Genomic DNA, 21,877 nt, shown 5'->3' on the forward strand with positions numbered 1-21,877 from the left:
GTGACATGGCATGATCATAATATTGCTATTGTTAATCCTCAAAACATGCAGCGTTTAGAAGACTCAAAAGTTGGTGAAATTTGGGTGAAAGGAGAGAGTGTTGCAAGGGGGTATTGGCAGCAAGAACAAGCAACTGAGGCCACATTTAACGCCTATATTGATGCAAAAGATGGGCCTTATTTAAGAACGGGTGATCTTGGTTTTGTTTGCCAAAACGAACTCTATTTGACGGGTAGGTGTAAAGATGTGTTGATTTTTAGAGGAAAAAATTATTACCCACAAGACATAGAATTAAGCGTAACCGAGTCACATAGCGCACTTGATAATAATGGAGGAGCGGCATTTTCGGTGATCACCGATAAAGGTGAAGAGGGATTGGTAGTTGTTCAGCAAGTTAAGCGTACAGCAATTAGAAAGCTTGATGCAGATGCTGTTTTTTCTGCAGTGACACAAGCGATAGTCCAAAACCATGGTGTAACTCCTTTTGAATTACTGTTGATTAAACCAGGTCGAATTTTAAAAACATCTAGTGGGAAAATACAGCGCCAAGAAAATAAGCAGTATTATTTGAATGATAGTTTTGAAGTCATAGCGCGATCTAGAACAAGTGTTAAAACGCTGCAATCAAAGCCAAAGGTGACTGTCAATCAAGGATTAGAAGGCGCGGTACTGCGAGCTTTAAAAGACGTGGTTGCACTTGAATTAGACACAAGTACTCAGTCATTAGACATTGATGCAACATTCCAATCATTGGGAATAGATTCTATGAAAGCAGTAAGGATCTCCGGTGAGTTGATGGAAATCCACGATATAGAATTAGAAGCAACTGTGCTGTTCGAGTACCCAAGTATTGCTCAACTAACTCAATATTTGTGCGAATTTGATGAAGTAAAACAAGCATTTTCCAGAGTCGAACAACAATCAGTTTTTGATAAAGGTAAACAAACACCTTCGGCCAGTAAATCAAACAGCAAATCATCACCTTCTCTTGACGGTGATATTGCGGTAATAGGGATGGCATGCAGATACCCACAAGCTGATAATATTGATGAATATTGGCAGTTGCTTATAGATAAGCAAGATGCAATTTCAGCGGTAGGTAAAGCTAGGCAGGAACTTTGCCCACAATTAAATGAAAATCGATTGGGTGGCTACTTGCAAGGGGTTGAGTGTTTTGACCCAGCGATGTTTTCATTATCACCTACAGAAGCAACATATATCGACCCACAACATAGGCTGCTATTAGAGACAAGTTATCATGCAATTGAAGCGGCGGGTTATAAACCTGCAGAACTAGCGGGTCAGGCAGTGGGTGTTTATGTTGGTATTTCGCAAAGTGATTACTTTACTTTATCCACTAATAAATTAACTGAAAACCCTTATTTAGGGACTGGTACAGCGCTCAGTATCGCGGCTAATCGTTTGTCTTATACCTATGATTTTACAGGCCCAAGTGTTGCGGTTGACACGGCGTGTTCATCTTCATTGGTAGCCTTACATCATGCGATGCAAGCATTGCGTTCAGGCAAAGTGCCAGTGTCTTTGGTTGCTGGTGTAAACCTAATACTTAGTAATGAAGTAACAGACGCGTGTCAAAATGCCCAAATGCTCGCACCTGATGGACATTGTAAGACTTTTTCTGATAACGCTAACGGCTATGTACGTAGCGAGGGGGTTGGTTGTTTAGTTATAAAGCCGTTGGCACAAGCACTTGCTGATAATGACCCAATTTATGGAATACTAAAAGGCAGCGCAATTAATCAAGATGGCCGTAGTAATGGCCTGACGGCCCCAAGTGGTGGCGCACAGCAAAAAGTGCTGCAAGCTGCACTCGATGACGCGCAATTATCAGCATCCGATATTCAATATGTGGAAGCGCATGGCACTGGTACTAAGTTGGGTGATCCGATCGAGGTTACGGCATTAAACAAAGTGTATGGTGTTGGTAGACGCAAAATGAACCCACTTATAGTGGGGTCGGCGAAAGCAAATATTGGTCACTTAGAATCAGGGGCTGGTATCGCAGGGCTAATTAAAACGTTACTTTGCTTAGAGCATGGTCAGATCCCAGGCCAGCCTTATAACGACACACTCAATTCACACATTCCTTGGCACAAAATAGCAATTTCTGTGAACGGAAAAACCAGCCAAATATCTCAGTGTAAACAGGTAAAAGCGTTTGCTGGGGTAAGTTCATTTGGTTTTGGCGGGACTAATGCGCATGTTATTTGTCAAAATAGACCATCTTTAAAGCTTAAGTCTATAGGTCTTGAAGCAAGTACCATAGCGTATATTTTACCCTTAACTGCAAAAACCTCTGAATCTCTTAGCGCACTGGTCGCAAATTACAAAAGAAGATTAGAGACTCTTGATGCAACTCAATTCGATGCATTAATACATACCACTGCCCATAGACCAAATTTAAAAGGCGTTAAAACAGCGTTAGTTGGTTTGTCACGTACACAGTTGCTAAATAGCTTAGCGAACCATCAAACATCAGAGCCAAGTAGTCAGTCATTAATACCGCAAAATGTGTTTTTGTTTACGGGTCAAGGTGTTCATTACGCTGGAATGGGCAGATCTTTATATGAATCTCATGATGTTTTTAAAAGTTCGATAGACGAATGTGACGAATTGCTTGCTAATTCATTAGGAAAACGGCTTATAGAGGTTTTATATGATGGTGCTGAGAATGAGATAGAGCAAACGAAGTGGGCTCAGGTTGCGATATTTGTCGTTGAATATGCACTGGCAAAGCTGCTACTTAGTTTTGGTGTAACACCAGATAAGTTACTAGGGCATAGTGTGGGTGAATATGCTGCAGCTTGTATTGCTGGTGTGTTCTCTTTAGCCGATGCGATTAAATTGATATCTTCAAGGGCACTTTTAATGCACCAACTTGAAGCAACCGGCACTATGGTATCAGCGCGTTGTGATGCAGTTTTAGCAAATCAATTGATTGCACAGCACAAAAATGAGGCTGCAATTTCAGCGTATCATGGACACAGCGGTGTGGTATTTTCTGGCAGTGATAGTGCCATTACAGCGATATGTACACAGTTAAACGAAAAAGCGATAAAATTTAAAAAGCTCAATACTGCTCGAGCATTTCATTCACCATTAATGATACCCATGCTAGCGGAATTTAAAAATGTGGCTGAGAGTATTTCATTTCACTTACCTTGCTATGATTTTATCTCCTCAGTCACGGGCCAACTAGAACGTGAGGCATTGTGTGAACCACAGTATTGGGTTGAACAAATTGTTCAGCCCGTTAAATTTGCTGATGCGCTTAATGTACTTAAAGATAGTGAATATTTCTGTGTATTAGAAATAGGTCCAAAAGCAGTGCTGAGTACATTGGTACAAGAAAACTTGCCTCGTGCTAACAGCGAGTTTGTTTCAGTACTGAACCCCAAAGGAGATGATAAACTTAGATTGCTTAGTACACTTGCTCGTTTGTTTGAGATAGGTGCACAGTTGGACTGGCAAGCAATTTACCCTCAACAAGGGGTTGTTAGGCAGCCATTACCAGCGTATCCATTTGCTAAAGACCGTTATTGGATTGGTTTACAAAGCCAAGTTGCAAAATCAAGTTCAAAAATAGCTTCTGTTCCTCAAAATATTAATCGTCACCAAGTGATTAAGCAGTATGTGCTCAATACATTGGCGACTTTGTTATCTATTCCTGCACAAAATATTGATATACAACAACCGTTGCTAGAAATGGGTGTAGATTCATTAATGATCATGCAGGCCGTGAGAACGTATGAGAAAGAATTTACATTAGAGTTTAGCGTGCGACAGTTTTATGAAGAACTAAGTTCTGTGTCTCGTTTAGTTGAATATATTGAAAAGCATAGTGACTATCTGATTCAAACCGAAGATATGGCTGCTGTGGTGAATGAAAGCGAAGTACAAGTTCCTGTTGAGGTTATGCATAAATCGCTTGGTTTGAATGAGCATGTATTAGAATCGATTTGCAAAGAGCAACTGCAAGCAGCTGCCAGTGTAACTTGCGAGCAAGCTCGGTTAAGTGTCGAAGCAGTAAGTACGAAGCAGTTACAACTGCTTCAGAATGTGCAGATTAACCACAGTACGCAATCAAAATTAAATGAGTATAGTAATACGTCTGCAGTAACCAAAAATGCAAACGTAAATACAGGTACTGCGCAAATAGACAGTGTACTTCCCGGTTTTAAATTAAATCAATTGGCAATACATCAAGATAATGAACAAGTAAAAATACACCAACAGAATTTAGCCAATACTTATTGCAAAAAAACCATCAGCTCTAAGGTGTTAGTCTCTGAACATAGAGCGCACCTTTCTGATTGCAGAGCTTCAGCTGGTTTTCGGTTATCGAGCAAAGAAATGCTTTATCCTGTTTTTGCTAAGCGAAGTCAAGGCGCGCGTATTTGGGATATTGATGATAATGAATATATCGATATTACTATGGACTTTGGGGTTAATTTATTTGGTCACAAGAGTGAATTTATTACGCAAGCGCTTTATGAGCAAATAGATGCAGGGCTTCAACTAGGATTAGCAAGCCCTGTAGCTTGCGATGTGGCAGAGCTTATTAGTGAACTTACGGGCCTTGCACGAGTTACTTTTTGTAATTCTGGCACTGAGGCTGTTATGACTGCGGTACGCCTAGCTCGCACTGTTAGTAAGCGTGACAAGATAGTGCAATTTAATGGGGCTTATCATGGTCATTATGACGGAACATTAGCTCACCCAACACCAGATGGTAGCAAAGTGGAGCCAATGTGTTCAGGTATTAGACAAGGGACCGTTGCAGATAACATCGTATTAGACTATGGCGCTGATGAAGCAATTAGCGTGATTCGGGCCAATGCAAACTCAATAGCTGCGGTGCTTGTCGAGCCAGTGCAAAGTCGTCACCCTGAGCTTCAGCCTTGGGCCTTTTTACACGCTCTTCGAGAAGTGACCACGGAGCTGGGTATCGCCTTGATTTTTGATGAGATGATCACTGGATTCCGTGCTCACCCAGGTGGTGTTCAAGCTATGTTGGGTATCAGAGCCGATATGGCTACCTATGGAAAAGTTGTCGGGGGAGGCTTGCCAATTGGTGTTGTTGCAGGCAGTGCTAAATACCTAGATGCGATAGATGGTGGTACATGGCAGTACGGTGATAAGTCTTACCCTAAAGCTGATACGACTTTTTTTGCTGGTACTTTTTGTAAGCACCCACTCGCAATGGCCAGTGCAAAAGCGGTACTCAATGAAATAAAAAAACGGGGTGCGCAATGCCAAGCAGATATAGCGGATAAAACCACTTACTTAAAAAGCACTCTTAATACGTTTTTTGAAGAAACTAATATACCTATCAAAGTGGAATCGTTTACATCATTATTTCGATTCAGATTCAATCAAAATCTAGACGTATTCTTTTATGAAATGCTCAATCGCGGTGTGTTTATATGGGAAGGGCGAAATTGTTTTTTAAGTGATGCTCATACTAATGATGATGTTGAAGCCATTATAGCGGCAGTAAAAGGCAGTGTCGTCAGCTTACAATCTGCGGGATATTTTGGTGTTGCGAATAAAGCCAGTAACATCACTAAAATTAATACATGTGCTTATCCACTGAGCCAAGCGCAGCAGCAGTTATTGGCGCTGGGGTTGCGCACTCAAGAAGGGGCGTTGGCGTATCACCTTCAAGGAACTGTTAAGTTAGACGGGCAGCTTGATGTTAAGCGTTTAACTCAGGCGATTGAGACACTTCATAAACAAATTCCGGTACTAGGTTTTAGGGTCGACCCGGATGATTTATGCCATCGAAGTGTATCCAAAGACACACAATTATTGCGTAATGAAATATGCCAAAATGATCGGTCCATATCACATAAACTTGCTGAGTTAAGGTATGAGTCATTTGATTTTCAAAGCGACAGACTGTGTCGTTTTACACTTATTAAAACTGCGGAAAATACTCATTACTTGACGGTTGTTGCCCATCACTTGTTGTATGACGGTATAGCGATAACACAGTTAATTAGTGCCGTTTCTCGCTACTATAATGCAAATTTAGAGCAAGATGAGCATAAGTTCGTTGATTATCGTGACTATATCGACGCACTAGCAAGCTACCGACAATCATCAAAATATTCAAAAGATGAGCAATATTGGCTTGAGCAATTAAGTGCGGTTTCTCAACTTACACTGCCTGCTAAAACTCATGCGCCAAGTGCTACCAGCTATGAAGTTCGCAGCTTAATGTATGTGATATCACAGCCAGCAATAAACAATCTAAGCGCGCTATCAAAAGGACAAGGTTGTGGCCAGTTTGCTACCTTGTTAGCTATTTATATATTGTGGCTAAATAAGCTAACTCGGCAAAACGTTGTATCGGTGTTAATTCCTGTATCAGACAGGCAATTGCTTGATAATCAATTTGAACCACAAGTATTAGATACAAAATTAGTGGGGTACTGTACTAATATTTTGCCAATCGTGGTTGATGTGTCGAGCTGTCAAAACATTGCTGAACTTATTAAAGTAACACAAAAGCAATTACTCAATGCCTTTGACCACCAGCATTTTCCATTTTCAGCATTGGCAGATCAAAATAAATCTTTACCTACGGTTATGTTCAATCTAGACAAAGTACACAAACTGCCAGATTTTAATGGATTGATGACAAAAAATATAACTAGCTCTGCACAATTTGGGCAGTTTGAGTTGAGCTGTAATATTGCTTGTATTAGTGAGCAATGGTCACTGCAACTTGATTATAACTGCGCGAAATTTGATGATGACTTGGTTAATAGATATGCACACCAATTTATTGCATTACTTAATAATTTAAGTGGCTCGGATAAGTTAAATACTAGAGCCTGTTCTTTACTTGAACAGCAAGATTATCAAGCGGTATTACTAAACCCAATACAAAACGCTCAAGATAATGATCAAAAGAGAAGCCTGCAAAAAACACTTCTAGATGATATTTCGGCCAGTGTAAGAAATTATCCGCACAAAGTGGCGTTAAGATGTAATGAAAGGCAGATCACCTATGCAGATTTAGATGTGCGAATTAACCAAATGGCACATTATTTGACGATAAAAGGCGTCAAAGAAGGTGATTTGGTGGCAATTGCTTTATCACGTCGTAGTGAATTATTGATTAGTTTAATAGCGGTGCTAAAAATTGGTGCCGCGTATTTGCCGTTAGATTTGGCTTATCCAAAAGATCGTATTATCGATATCTTAGATGATGCACAAGTCTCATTGCTCATCTGCGATAGCACAAGTGCGGACAGCGAGTTACTACAAAATGCAAGTTTTAATGTGCTAGATGTCGATAATGAGGCGCAGCACATTGATAAGCAGCCTTGTGACATAAAGTTCAATCAAGTAATGAGCGACCAAGTTGCTTATGTGATCTATACCTCAGGCTCTACTGGTCGGCCAAAAGGGGTAGAAGTCATGCATAGTGGCCTTAGCAACTTGCTAGAAGCCATGCGTGATAAACCAGGGATCAGCGCTGACGACAAGTTTTTATCAATTACTACAATTGCTTTTGATATCGCAATGCTAGAGTTATTTCTACCCCTGACAGCGGGGGCTATGACTGTGATTGCAGATGAACAAATATGTAGTGACCCAGATGCAATTATTGAACAATTGACTACTTATTCAATTTCAATTATGCAGGCTACACCCACATTGTGGCGACTATTACTCAATACCAACCCTAACTGTGTCAAAGGTTTAAAAGTACTGTGCGGGGGAGAGCCGCTCGATAGTATATTAGCAAAGAAGGTGCTAAGTGGTGGAGGCGAGCTTTGGAATATGTATGGGCCTACTGAAACCACAATTTGGTCATCGGTTAGTCATATTAATAATGCTCATAGCATAACCATTGGTGAAGGCATCGCTAATACAAGTCTTTATATAATGGATGAAGATGCACAAAATCAGGCATTGCCATTACCAATTGGGGTTTGGGGTGAGCTTTGGATTGGCGGTTTGGGAGTGGCTAAGGGTTATATCAATCGTGCAGATTTAACACTGCAACGCTTCGTAGAGCATCAATTCAATGAACAACTCAAACAACGACTATACAAAACAGGCGATCGAGCTAGACGTTTAGCCGATGGTCAAATTGAGTTACAAGGCCGACTGGACCAGCAAGTAAAACTCAATGGTCATCGCATTGAGCTTGGCGAGATTGAATATCATATCGCGAACTTATTTAACACCACTGATATCAAAGCCCTGATAGTATCTGAGCAACACAATATAGGCTCGCTATGCGTTTATAGTATTGATGCAAAAGATTTATCATCAACTTGGACACTAGCTCGGTTGCGCCAAATACTTGCTCGTTACCTACCAAATTATATGCTACCTGAACAGCTGTTTTGGTTAACCGAATGGCCAAAGACAGCGAATGGAAAATTAAATTTAAACGCTTTACCTGTTGCGCAAAGTACACAAAATACTGAACCTGAGCGAGTGAATTTACCGAGTACGCAAAGTGAACAAAAATTATTACAATGTTACCTTAGTGTTTTGCAAGTAAACCAGTTTTGCACTAAAAAAAGTTTTTTTGATGGTGGTGGTAACTCTGTCCAAGCAATGCAATTGGTCTCTCGTATTAATAGAGAGTTTGGTATACGAATAACGGTTGCTGACGTATTTGACTATTCAAGTGTGAGTACGCTTTCACAGCGAATTGAGGATTTAACACATGCAAAAACTGCATCTGGCGCAGCACCGAAGGTGCAGCAGGTGAGTGACATTGTAAGTGGTAGAGATATCAATGATGTATTGGCCGATCAATCAATGACGGAGATGGACTTGTAATGATGGATAATTTAGCGATAGAAAGCTTTTTGGCCGAGCTAGATAAACTAGGTATCTACGTGTACATGCAAAATGGGGCGTTAAAACTAAGAACCAAATTAGATAATGTACCAAGTGAATTACTCAGTCGAATTAAAAAAAATAAAGATCTACTCATTGAATATATGAGTCAAAACCATGAAAAAATTGGATGCTTGTCAAGTGCTCAACAACGGATTTGGTTTATTTCCCAATATGAACAGTCTTCTTACGCTTACAATATGTCAGGTTTGGTTAGGTTTTCACAACCAATACACGCTAAAAGATTAAACCAAGCAATTAACCTGCTGTTGTCTAATAATGAGGTGTTAAAAAGCAACTTTATAAGCAGTGAAGAAGGTGCGATACAAAAAGTTTGTGATCAACATGAGTTTGCCGTTGATGTTGCGATTACTCAAGGTAATGTGTCTAAAGAAGAGATAGTAAGCCATTTAGATGCTGAGCTTACACACTGCTTTGACCTTGCTAATGATTTATTAGTTAGAGGCACTCTATTTACTGATAACCACTGTGAGCATGGACAGTGGCTTTATATTGCGATGCACCATATTATTGCTGATGGTTGGTCTGTTGGGTTATTTATTCAAGCCTTATTAGAGGCACTTACTGATAATCAGCCACCGCAAAAACAGCTCCAGTATTTAGATTATGTCCACTGGGAACAGCAATACCGACTAAGCGATGACTATAAAGAGCAATTATCGTACTGGCAAGGTCAATTGGTTGATATTGACTTATTTGAATTGCCGACTAGTTATCCACGCTCTGCTGGAAAAAACTATCAAGGTAGTGTTTCACATTTTCATATTGACAATCAAACGTGCCTCAATTTCAGTCGAGTCTGTCAAACGCTAAAAGTAACTGAATTTGTAGGGTATTTAAGTATATTTTATTGCTTACTTTATCGTTACAGTCAAAAGCGTGACATTACTTTAGGAGTGCCGGTTTTAAACCGCTCACAAGCTGAATTTGAAACCATGATTGGCTGCTTTATCAATACACTACCAATACGCTTGCAGCTTAAAAAAACGCCAACATTTACACAGCTTGCACAAGATGTGATGTGTATAGTGAAACAAGCGTTAGCAAATCAAAGTGTAGCGCTTGAAGACATAATCACATCGCTAAATTTACCAAAATCTAGTGCTCACTCAGCATTGTTCCAAGTGTTATTCAACTACAATGCGGTGGCCGTTGACAATCTCTCCAATGAAGACATATCTGCAGATCTTACTGCGCTTGATAACCACAGCGCAAAATACGATTTAACACTTAACCTGACCCAATCAGAGGGTGATCTGATTGGCAGTGTAGACTATTGTAGCAGTTTGTTTGATAGCCAGCTGATAGAGGCGTTTTGCAAAGATTTTGTGGTTTTGGTAGATACTTTTACCGCTGATTGCAATCATTTAATAGATCTTGTGCCATTGCCAAGCGTTGATGAGAGTTCAAACATACTACAAGCACCACAGGCAAAAAAGCAATTTATCAGTATTGTTGATAGTATTCTTAATCAAGTAAAAGTTGACCCTAATCAAGTTGCGTTGCTCCAAGGTGATGAGCAATCGTTGACTTACGACGCATTAGAAAAACAGAGCGCGGCTATAGCTTGTGCCATTGTAAACAGTTTGAATGTGGCTCATCATCAGCCAATTGCAATATTGGTTAAGCGCTCAATTAATAGTGTCGTGGCGATGCTTGGTGTTATGCGTTCAAATCATCCTTACTTGCCGATAGAGCAAGGTACTCCATTTAAACGCATTTTAGAGATATTAAATCAAGCTCAATGCCAACACTTAGTCATTATGGGTGACGATGCGTTGCAGCCAAGCGAACAAGTTCAGTGCGTAAATAATCAAGTTAGTATTGTTAAATTTGAGTCGCTGATTGACGATTCAATTATTGTTAACTCTGAGCTTTTACCTCTGCAAGGTGATGATTGTGCTTATGTAATGTTCACATCAGGCTCAACCGGCTCGCCAAAGGGGGTGATGATCTCCCACCAAGCTTTGGCAAGTTATGTAAATGGCGTTAGTGAAGTTATTGAATTTTCAGCCGCAACGAAAGCGGCCGTGGTTACGGGCCTTGCCACAGACTTATGTTTAACGGGTCTTTATCCGGTTTTGGCAAATGGGGGCTCTGTATTGCTAGTGGGCAGTGAGCAACAACTACCAGAGCCACAGAAAATTGCCTATGAACTTGCGAAGCAACAAGCAAACTTGATAAAAGTTACGCCGTCATTTGCCCATGAATTATTACCACACATAATCAACTTAAAATGCAGCAACTCCGTTAAGCATTGGATATTAGGGGGGGAGGCGTTAACTGAGCCTTTAGTTGATGCAATTCAAAGTAACTTTCCTGCTGCGAGTATTGTAAATCACTATGGACCGACTGAAACCTGCATAGGGGCCACAGCATATAAGTTAACTGCTGACAGCCTCTGTAATTGGGGTAGCTATAGCATTGGCCAGCCATTTTCTCATGTGCAGATTAAAATACTCAATGAGCACCAACAAGGTGTGCCAGTAGGAATGCCAGGTGAGTTGTACATTGGGGGCAGCAGTGTTGCACTTGGCTATATTAATGCACCTAGCATTAGCGAACAGGCATTTGTAAAATTCAATGGTGAATGTTTTTATCGCTCAGGTGATCAGGTTCGTTTAAACAAATCAGGGCAATTAGAGTTTCTTGGCAGATTAGATGATCAAATTAAGGTTAGAGGTTTTAGGGTTGATACGCTTGATATTGAAGCCAAATTAAATGCGATAAAAAACGTAAAACAGGCAGTCGTACTGTGCCAGAAACAGGCTCAGCAGACTATTTTGGTTGCCCATGTTGTTACTCATGAATATGGCTTAAGTAGTCTTCAAGTACAACAAAAGATAAAAGCTGATTTAAAGCAGCACCTACCTGAACCTATGATCCCCAGTGTGATTGTTGTGTGTGACCTTTTACCTTTATTAGCCAATGGCAAAGTAGACCGAAACCTACTAAAAAGTAAGCCTTTGGTGATTAACACTAGCGATTTAGTTTTACCAAACACTGTGATTGAACGGCAATTAGCAAGTTTATTTGAGCAACTCACTGGCGCTATCAAAGTAGGTATACATGATGATTTTTTTGCAATTGGTGGTCATTCGCTTTTAGCGATGAAGTTGTTAAATAAAATTCAAACAGAGTTGGCTATTTCGATTACGCTTAAAGAGATTTTTGCAAACCCTACTGTCGCGGAACTTGCACAGTATTTGGAAATAAATGCTACATTTGAGCATTCTGCTCACACTATTTCGCGCCAAAAAAGAAGTGGGCAACACCCGCTATCTTATGCACAACAACGGCTTTGGATTGTAAATCAGTTGCAAGGTCACAGCAGCCAATACAACTTACAAGGTGTTTTTACTCTACATGGTGATATAGATAGCAAGCGGCTAGAGCAAGCTTTTGATGCAGTGATTCAAAGCCATCGTATATTGAGATTTAACTATCGTGTGGATGAAAATTCACACCCTGTACAGTTTGAAAATACACTATTAAAGTTCGCATTAGTAAATCATGACTTAACATCATTATGTGAATCGAAACAGTTGACCAGGGTAGATCAAACCATTTCCTCAGATTATCAGCATAGTTTTGACTTATCTCGTGATTTAATGATCCGCGCTCAGCTAATTAAATTACAAAGTTTAAAACATGTATTAATCGTAAATATGCACCACATTGTATCAGATGGTTGGTCAATTGAGGTGCTCTGTAAGGCATTATCACAATATTATAGTCAAACACATAGTGAGGCATTATCGGTGCCTGATTATAGCTATATTGATTACGTTTACTGGCAACGTGAGAATGGCAAATCGAAAGGTTGGTTATCTGATCTTGAATACTGGCGTGATAAGTTAAGTGATTTGCCAAAAATACATGAATTACCTACAGATTATGAGCGACTCAATCAACCAGTGCAGGGCGGCGCGTTATTTTGTCGACCATTCGCATCTAGCTTAAGTACTTTGTTACGCCAATATGTGAAAACATCCGGTCATACTTTATTTTTAATTTTACAAACGGTATTTAGTGTTTGGTTAAGCCGTGCATCGCAACAAGCGGATGTCGCATTGGGTACTGCGGTGTCAGGCCGAGAGCTACCAGAGTTTGAAACTTTGATTGGTAATTTTATCAATACATTGGTGTTATATAGCAATTTTAATGAACAAGATTCTTTCAATCAAGCAATAGCCAGTGCTAAGAACGTATTAAATGAAGCGATAGCGCATCAACAGCTGCCATTTGATTTACTTGTTGATGAACTTTCTCACGAGCGAAACATATCGATACATCCGCTAATTCAAATTGTTTTTAGGGTCAATAACCAAGTTAATGAAGCTTTACAGTTAGAAGGCTTAAAAGTTGATGCTTATAACACAAACGTGCGCAGTGCTAAGCTGGATTTAGAAGTAAGTGTTATCGATAAAGGGTCAGAAATTGTAGTTGAGTGGTTATACGACACGGCATTATGGCAGCAATCAAGTATTGAGCGCTTTTTTGCACAGTACTGCCACCTGCTTGAACAATGCTTAATGGATACTGATATTAAGTTAAGCGAGTTGGCTATTTGTTCTAAAGCAGAGCAGTCTGCGCTATTAAACTATGCACAGCTGGTGGAAGTTCACAGTCAACAGCAACAACGTTGGGATCAACGCTTTAGTGTAATGGTTAAATCTCATGGTGAGCACATAGCGTTGCGAGATGGCCAACATTCAATCACTTATACTCAGCTTGAATATTTATCAAATCAGCTTGCTCATAGTTTATTGGAAATGGAATTTGCACCGCAAAGCCCAATTGGAGTGTTGTTACCAAGCTGCGTCCATATGGTGCTTAGCATACTGGCTATTTCAAAAGCAAACCACGTTTATGTGCCGCTTCATATCGAAACTCCAAGTAATGGAATAATCAATATTGTTGATGATGCACAAATGATGATGATTTTGGCGCTAAGTGACAATACTGAAAAACTGATAGAAAGTGGTACGGACTTTTTACTGCTAGACGATATTTTTGAGCTTGAATCAAACTTTAGCGGATATTCCACCTCCCACCCTAATATTATTGGTTCAAAGAGTATTGAACAACTTTGTTACATTATATATACATCAGGCTCTACAGGTAAGCCAAAAGGGGTGACAATCAGCCATGCAAATGTTAATGCGTATTTGCAACATGCTTGCGAAAGCTACCTTGCTGGTGACCCTCAACTGAATGAATCGGTGGTAAGCACGCCTTTGGCCTTTGATGCGACTGTAACTTCACTCATACCCATGTTATTAGTCGGTGGCACCGTTAATATCTTGACGGATGGTGTAAATCAGCTGCCTTTGCTTGTTGATAAGTTATTTAAATCGAATACGAATTTGCTACTTAAGCTAACGCCAGCGCATTTACGAGCGGTGCTTGGGCTATCTCAACAAGTTTCACCTACACAAAGTGCTCACACGATCGTCGTGGGTGGAGAAGCATTGACCTCTGAGTTGGTTTTGGCGTTACAAGCGCGTTTGCCTAAGGTTCGTTGGATAAATGAATACGGCCCAACCGAAACAACGGTAGGGTCGAGTACATTTACTATTGAACCGGATGCTCAAAACCAAGAACTTCCTTATTCTGATGTGCCGATAGGCTTGCCAATTAGTCAAGTTGGCATGCTGGTTGTTGATAAGTTCAATCAGGTCGCAGCGGTCAATATGCCCGGTGAGTTGTTGATAGCAGGACCTGTGGTAAGCCCTGGTTATCTAAATCAAGTCCAACTTAATAAGCAAAAGTTTATCGATATACGCGTACCTTATGGCAAAGGCTTACGTATTAAACAGCGTTTTTATCGCACCGGTGATGTGGTTCGTTGGCATGCCGATGGTGAGAATATTCCGAGTTACCTTCGATACATTGGTCGGTGTGATGATGTGATAAAGCTGCGAGGTTACCGAGTGGATACTAACGCAATTTGCCATCATATGCTGCGCTTTTCAGGTATTAGTGAATGTTCGATTACTTTGGATAAAGAGCAGGCATTATTATGCGCCCATTATATAACCAATCCAAAAGCTTCAATTGATGAGAATCAGCTTAAGGATTATTTATCCAATCAGCTTTTGCCATATATGGTGCCAAGCAAATTTAATCAATTAGAAAGGATGCCATTAACGCGTAATGGCAAAATTGATGCAAAAGCACTGCAGGCTAGTACTCAAAGCCAAATAAATGAGCCACAACAGCGAATTGAACTGAAGTCTTTAAACACCTTACAAGCTTATCTATTACAGTTATTTAGTGATGTTTTGAATAATCAATATATTACTTTGGATGAGAGCTTTTTTGAGCTAGGTGGTCACTCATTATTGGCAATCCGTTTGATCAGCGAGATCCGCTGTGATAAGCATTATGACATCACGTTAGAGCAGCTATTTAAGACTCCTAGTGTTTTGTCATTATCGCAGGCGTTAGCGCAATGTCCATTGATTGAAAGTGATAATGCCATTGCTCCAATCGCTCGCACAGAACGCCTGCCATTATCTTATGCCCAGCAACGATTGTGGCTGATTGAGCAAGTGCAAAGTGGCACGCTGCAATACCATATGCCAGCCAGTTTTGAGCTTAAAGGCACATTGCATCTTGGGGCATTTAATGAGGCGCTAAAATCTATTATCGAGCGGCACGAAGTGCTCAGAAGTACTATTTTATCAGGCGGTGCGGGTGAGTCTCCAGAGCAACTCATTAATGAGCAATTTGCGGTGCCACTGAAAATTGAAGACTTATCCGCTTTAAACACCCAAGATGCGCTTGAGCAATGGCTGGATTTAGAACAAAAAGCACAGCAAGCACCATTCAATCTATCGACTGACGTATTAATTAGAGTATTAGTCGTTAAGTTCTCTGGGCAGCATTATAGAGTGCATTTTAATATGCATCATATTGCAAGTGATGGCTGGTCAATGGCAATTTTAGTGAACGAATTTATTGCTTTTTATCGTCATTATAGCAATGAGCCCAATTACACATTAGCCAGTGAATTTGAGCAACCGTTTACAGTGCAATACGCTGATTTTGCCTATTGGCAACGACAAGTAGCAAACCAAGCATCATTTGCTCAATCGCTAGACTATTGGCAAACACAATTAAAAAACTACCCTGTACTGCATCAATTACCCCTTGATAAACCAAGGCCCACATTACAGCAGTTAGAGGGTGATACATGGGTGCAGTACTTATCAATCAATACGGTACAAGCAATTCATCAATATTGTAAGCAGCATGGCCTCACCTTGTTTATGTGGTTGCATAGTGTGTTCTCTTTATTCGTCATGCGTTTTAGTCAAACTTCAGATGTGCTAATTGGCTCACCAATTGCCGGCAGAGAGCAACCAGAAGTTTCAAATTTAATTGGTTTTTTTGTCAATACCTTGGTGATCAGAGCGCAAAGAAAGAGCGAGCAAAGTTTCGAGCATTTTTTACAACAACAAAAGCAAGTGATCTTAGGTGCATTTAAACATCAAGCGGTGCCGTTGGAGCAGTTAGTCGAGACATTGCAGCCAGAGCGAGATTTAGGGCATCAGCCGTTATTTCAAATTTTATTTGCGTTGCAAAATAATGAAGTGACAGAGTTTAAGTTACCTCATTTACAAATTGAGCAATTACCGCAGAATTCACATCAAATGAAGTTTGACCTCGAAGTGAATGCGATAGAGCGTGAGCATGGCATTGAGCTGCAATGGAATTTTGCCACCTCACTATTTAAACGCAACTCTATTAAAGCGATGGCTTGTGCTTTTGCTACCATGATTGATGCATTACTAAAGCAGCCCTTGCAGCTTACAAGCCATGTACCATTGAATACAAAAGAGCAGCAAATACAGACGGTAAATGCTCATACACATTTTAGTGACTCATCACCTAATCTCTCTTTGTTGCAGCGTTTTAATCAAGTAGTTAACAATGACCCAAACCGCACTGCGGTCGTTGCACCGAATAACACGCAGATGAGCTTTATTGACTTACAGCAACAAGCGTTACAATTCGCCAGTTATTTGCGCAAAAATAACATAGCCGAAAATGGGCTTGTTGCCATTTGCTTGCCTGCCTCAAGTGACATGGTAGTGGCAATGTTGGCTGCATGGCATGTAGGTTGTGCATATGTACCGATTGACCCTAAATTACCCGCAGAGCGTTTTAAGTTTATTTTACAAGACGCCCAAGCAAGTTGTTTAGTAACAAGCGACGTTATTCAACAGCAGGCTTTTATAGTGAACCTAGAAGAACTGGGTGTGCCATTAGTTTGGTTTGATAATAAAGCATCGTGGCAAAACACGGAGGTATTAAGTGATTGGCCTGATACTTCGTCTGAGGCGCTAGCTTATGTGATTTATACATCTGGCACAACAGGGCAACCAAAGGGCGTTGAGATAACACAGGGTAATGTTGCTCTTTATCTCGCGCACGCGCAATCGAGTTATCTTAGTGAGATTGAATCTGCGGTTCTAAGTACGCCGCTTGCGTTTGATGCTTCAATTACAACAATTTGGGCCCCCTTACTTGCGGGCATGGCTATAAATATTATTGCTGATGACGACACTATGTTAGACGAATTAGCTAAGCAAGTATTTGATAATAATGCCTCTGTGCTATTTAAGTTAACACCAGCTCATTTACAAGGGTTGTTAACTAGGTTACCAGTGCAACCAATAGATAATGCTCATAAGTTGGTGGTAGGTGGAGAAGCTCTCAGCGTTAAATTACTTGAACAGCTAAGTCATTATTTGCCTAATTGTTACTGGGTGAATGAATATGGCCCGACAGAGGCTACTGTTGGTACCAGTGTGTACAGTACCGATAAAGTCGGTATTGCTAAGTTATTTAAATCCTCAGAACAATATGTGCCAATCGGTAGGCCAATCGAGAACACCCAACTCGTAGTACTAGACGAACATCAACAATGTGTACCCGCAGGCGTTGTTGGAGAGCTATACATTGGTGGGCATAACTTGGCAAATGGCTATTTGGGGTTGCCTGTAATGAGCGCTGAGAAATTTGTTCTAATAACACTGCCAGGCACCAATAAAGCCGAACGATTTTATAGAACAGGCGATAAAGTCCGTTGGCTCACTGATGAGCAGGGAATAGCCGATCAGTTACAATTTTATGGGCGATACGATCTACAAGTTAAGCTCAGGGGTTACCGCATGGAGCTCGGTGATATTGAACATTGTTTAAGCAAGCTTGAGCAAGTACAACAAGCTTATGTATTACTCAATCATGAACAAGAGAGCTTAGCTGCTTTTATCGTGCCATCAAATGAAGCTCCAGAGTTAATCGATAACGAACCGTATTCTTTGAGCCAAGAACAACTTGAAACCTTACGGCAGCAGTTGGCGGCGCACTTACCACATTATATGCTGCCGCATAAGGTGATTGCGTTGAAAGAGTTGCCGCTGACCAGTAATGGTAAAGTCGATACGGTAAAACTACAAAACATCTCTCATCAAATACAGACAAAGACAAAAAATGTAGCTCCACGTAATGAGTTAGAAGGTAACTTAGTAGAGATATTTTCATCTCTATTAGGTGTGGCATCACTAGGTGTAACCGATGGTTTTTTTGCCTTAGGAGGGCATTCACTGCTAGCTACGCAATGTGTTGCAATCATCAAAGAGCAGCTAGGTATTGATATACCGGTTAAAGTATTGTTCGAGCGACCAACCATAGCAGCTCTATCCCAATGGTATGCAATTAATCAAGCTGCTCTCGACGCTACCCCAAGCGATAACACCTGTGATACTTCAGAAGAGATGTTTTTATAATGAACGAACAAACATTATTAATAGAGAACTTAATCGGAGAAGCACTTGCAGCAGGTGTAACATTATATGAGAAAAATGGTGGCTTGGCTTTTAAGCAAAATAATGATTTTCCCGATGAATTAAAGTCGCGAGTTATTGCGCATAAAACACAGATAATTGATTACTTTTTGCAGCAAAAACAAAGTCAGCACAATGCAAACGCCAACCTTTTCAATGAACTTAGCGCCGCACCAAGAAATAAGCCTATACCTTTGAGCTTTGCACAAGAAGGATTATGGTTTGTAGAGCAATTACAAGGCAGTGCACAATACTATATGCCTGTAGAATTTAAGCTACATGGTGAGCTTAATATTACTGCATTTAAACAAAGCATAAAACAAGTCATTGCCCGCCATGAAATATTACGCACTACATTTGTTGTTGATAGTAAAGGCGTGCCATATCAGCACATAGCGTCAAACATCGATACACCATTTGAGTACTTTGATGCTAGTTGCATTGAAAAAACGCGACGAGCAAAAGAAATAGAACAACGATTGCATGAACATCAACACCAACCGTTCAATCTTGCCCATGGCCCGCTTTTGAGAGTATTACTGATATCTAACGAGTCTGAATATTGGCTTGCTTTCAACATGCATCATATTATTTCTGATGGCGCATCTTTACATTGTTTAGTCAAAGAAATTGAGCGCTTATATCGCGGTATAATTGCCAACAAGCCTGATTTAACCACGCCCTTACCAATACAGTACGCAGACTATGCAGTTTGGCAAAAAGATGCATTAAGTGACGATAAGTTACGACATGCAATCGCGCATTGGCAAAAAAAATTATCTGGCTTGGAATCAATTCAGTCGTTACCAACTGACCGGCCTCGGCCTGCAATACAAGCACTCAATGGACAAGTATATCGTCAGCACCTAAATGCTGAACTATGCAGCAAACTGCAAAGTCAGGTCATGCATCATCATGTCACTCCGTTTATGTGGATGCTTAGCTGTTTTATGTTATTTATCGGGCGTATTAATCAAACTAACCAAGTGATAGTGGGAACCCCGGTATTAGGCCGTCATGATCCACAATTAGATGCCCTCATTGGTTTATTTGTTAACACCATCGTGATCCCAGCAGATATTGAAGACGAGCGACCGTTTAGTGCTTGGCTACACAATCAAAAAGATGCAATTTTACAAGTCCTTGAATATCAAACCTTGCCCTTTGATAAGCTGGTAGATGCGCTTAATTGTAAACGTGACTTGAGCCATCATCCATTGGTACAAATTTTATTTACCCTAGAGCATAATGAACAAGGCACTTTCAGTTTACCTAACTTAACGATTGAAGAAGAGCGAGCACCACAAAATAGTCACTGTACAATTAAGTGCGACCTTGAGCTAAATATACAAATGAGTGAGCAAGGGACGATTATAAATTGGAAGTTCGACCGGGCGTTATATGATTTAAGTACGATTACAAATTGGGCTAATAGTTTTGCTTTACTCCTAGAGCATGTTGGTGCATCTCCAAACACCCCTTGTGCGCATATTCCTTTATTGAGTGAGAAGCAAAAGCAGCAGTTAACGCACGATTTGAACAAACATGTGGATTGGCCTAAAAGCACTCATTTAGTAGCGTTGTTTGAGCAACAGGCCGTAAAATTTGCAAAGCGAATAGCCATAACCGATGAGTATGGTGAACTGAGTTATGAGCAACTTAACATAAAAGCTAACCGATTATCGCGAGCGTTAATTGCGATGGGTGTTAATTCACAGCAGCTGATCCCAGTGAGCGTAAGTCGTAATGCGCAATTGGTCGTTACATTATTGGCCATTTTAAAAGCAGGGTGCGCTTATGTGCCAATAGACCCTGACTATCCGCAAGAGCGTATAGACTACATTATTAAAGATGTAGGCAGTGATATATTAATTTGTGACCAAGTAAATTATGCTCGCTTTAAAACACTGGCTAAACAAGTCGTTAATATTAGTGATGCTGAGCTAACAGCCAATATTACCGCCGATGATAATCTCAATATACCGATTGAACCTGAACATTTGGCATATATGATTTATACCTCAGGTACCACAGGCCATCCTAAAGGGGTTCAAATTGAACATCGCCAAGTTGTAAGGTTACTGTTTACTGAACCCAGATTATTTGATTTTAACGAACAAGACGTATGGACGCTATTCCATTCATTTTGCTTTGATTTTTCAGTTTGGGAAATGTATGGCGCGTTACTCTTTGGTGCACGTTTGATTGTTGTGACTGAGGCACAAAGCAAAGATAGTCAAGCATTTGCAAAGCTTTTAATAGCGCAAAAAGTAACGGTATTAAACCAAACACCCAGCGCATTTTATGTGTTGCAAGATACTGTATTTCGTTTGGATGATACTGACTTAGCGCAAAGCCATATTCGTTACGTTATTTTTGGTGGTGAGGCATTACAGCCCGCCAAACTAGCACCTTGGGCACAAAGGTTTAGCCACTGTAAGTTAATCAATATGTACGGTATTACAGAAACCACAGTACACGTTACTTACAAACATATAACCACGGTAGAAATTGCACAAGGCACCAGTAATATAGGTTCGCCTATACCAACAACATCCTGTTATGTATTAGACAAATATATGCAACCACTTCCTCAGGGCGCAGTCGGTGAGCTTTATGTCGGGGGAGAAGGGGTATGTCGAGGATATTGGCAAAGAGAGCAACTCAATATAGAGCGCTTTATCGACAATCCATTTAACAATAATGCTCAAAAACTGTATAAAACGGGAGATTTAGTTCGCTATCTAAATAATGGGGAGCTCGCATATATCCGCCGTATAGACGACCAAGTTAAAGTACGTGGCTATCGTATAGAATTAGGCGAAATAGAAAACCAATTACGCAGCCATCCTTGGCTCAAAAATGTCAGTGTGCTTCTTAAGCAAAGTGATACGCTTGGTAGCGTTATATGTGCATTTGTGGTGCTTGAGCAAGCGGCGCAGTTTGATTCTTTAACGTCACAAGTACAGCAATATCTTAGACAAACATTGCCTGAGTTTATGCTGCCAAGTAGCGTAGTTTCAGTGACCAATATGCCGCTTACCAGTAATGGCAAAGTAGATAAAAAAACGCTACTTGAAATAGATATATTTGAGCAAGAT

Annotated in this window: 3 protein-coding genes (1 of these 3 only partly in view); all 3 read left to right on the forward strand. The window is 40.4% G+C overall.

Annotation, left to right across the window (positions count from 1 at the left end):
• Tightly spaced (each overlapping or abutting the next), the 3 genes in view from SANK73390_RS05385 to SANK73390_RS05395 form a layout consistent with a single transcriptional unit that may run on beyond the window.
• Nucleotides 1-8,835 carry an amino acid adenylation domain-containing protein gene (locus SANK73390_RS05385; protein WP_462764454.1) on the forward strand — a complete coding sequence of 2,945 codons (8,835 nt, stop codon included), beginning with the start codon at nt 1-3 and terminating at the stop codon, nt 8,833-8,835.
• Nucleotides 8,835-18,719, forward strand: a complete 9,885-nt coding sequence (locus SANK73390_RS05390; protein WP_462764456.1) for an amino acid adenylation domain-containing protein — start codon at nt 8,835-8,837, stop codon at nt 18,717-18,719. The genes SANK73390_RS05385 and SANK73390_RS05390 overlap by 1 nt, the downstream gene beginning before the upstream one ends.
• Nucleotides 18,719-21,877, forward strand: the beginning of a protein-coding gene (locus tag SANK73390_RS05395) for an amino acid adenylation domain-containing protein (RefSeq protein WP_462764458.1). Its footprint extends 8,913 nt past the window's final position; 3,159 of the gene's 12,072 nt are visible here — the first part of the coding sequence; its start codon is at nt 18,719-18,721; its stop codon lies beyond the right edge, outside the window. Before SANK73390_RS05390 ends, SANK73390_RS05395 begins: the two co-directional genes overlap by 1 nt.

The organism is Pseudoalteromonas sp. SANK 73390, from assembly GCF_054966645.1.

Bases quoted from the DNA above. Each gene is read 5' to 3' on its own strand.
- SANK73390_RS05390 (WP_462764456.1), top strand. From the start codon at position 8,835: ATGATGGATAATTTAGCGATAGAAAGCTTTTTGGCCGAGCTAGATAAA.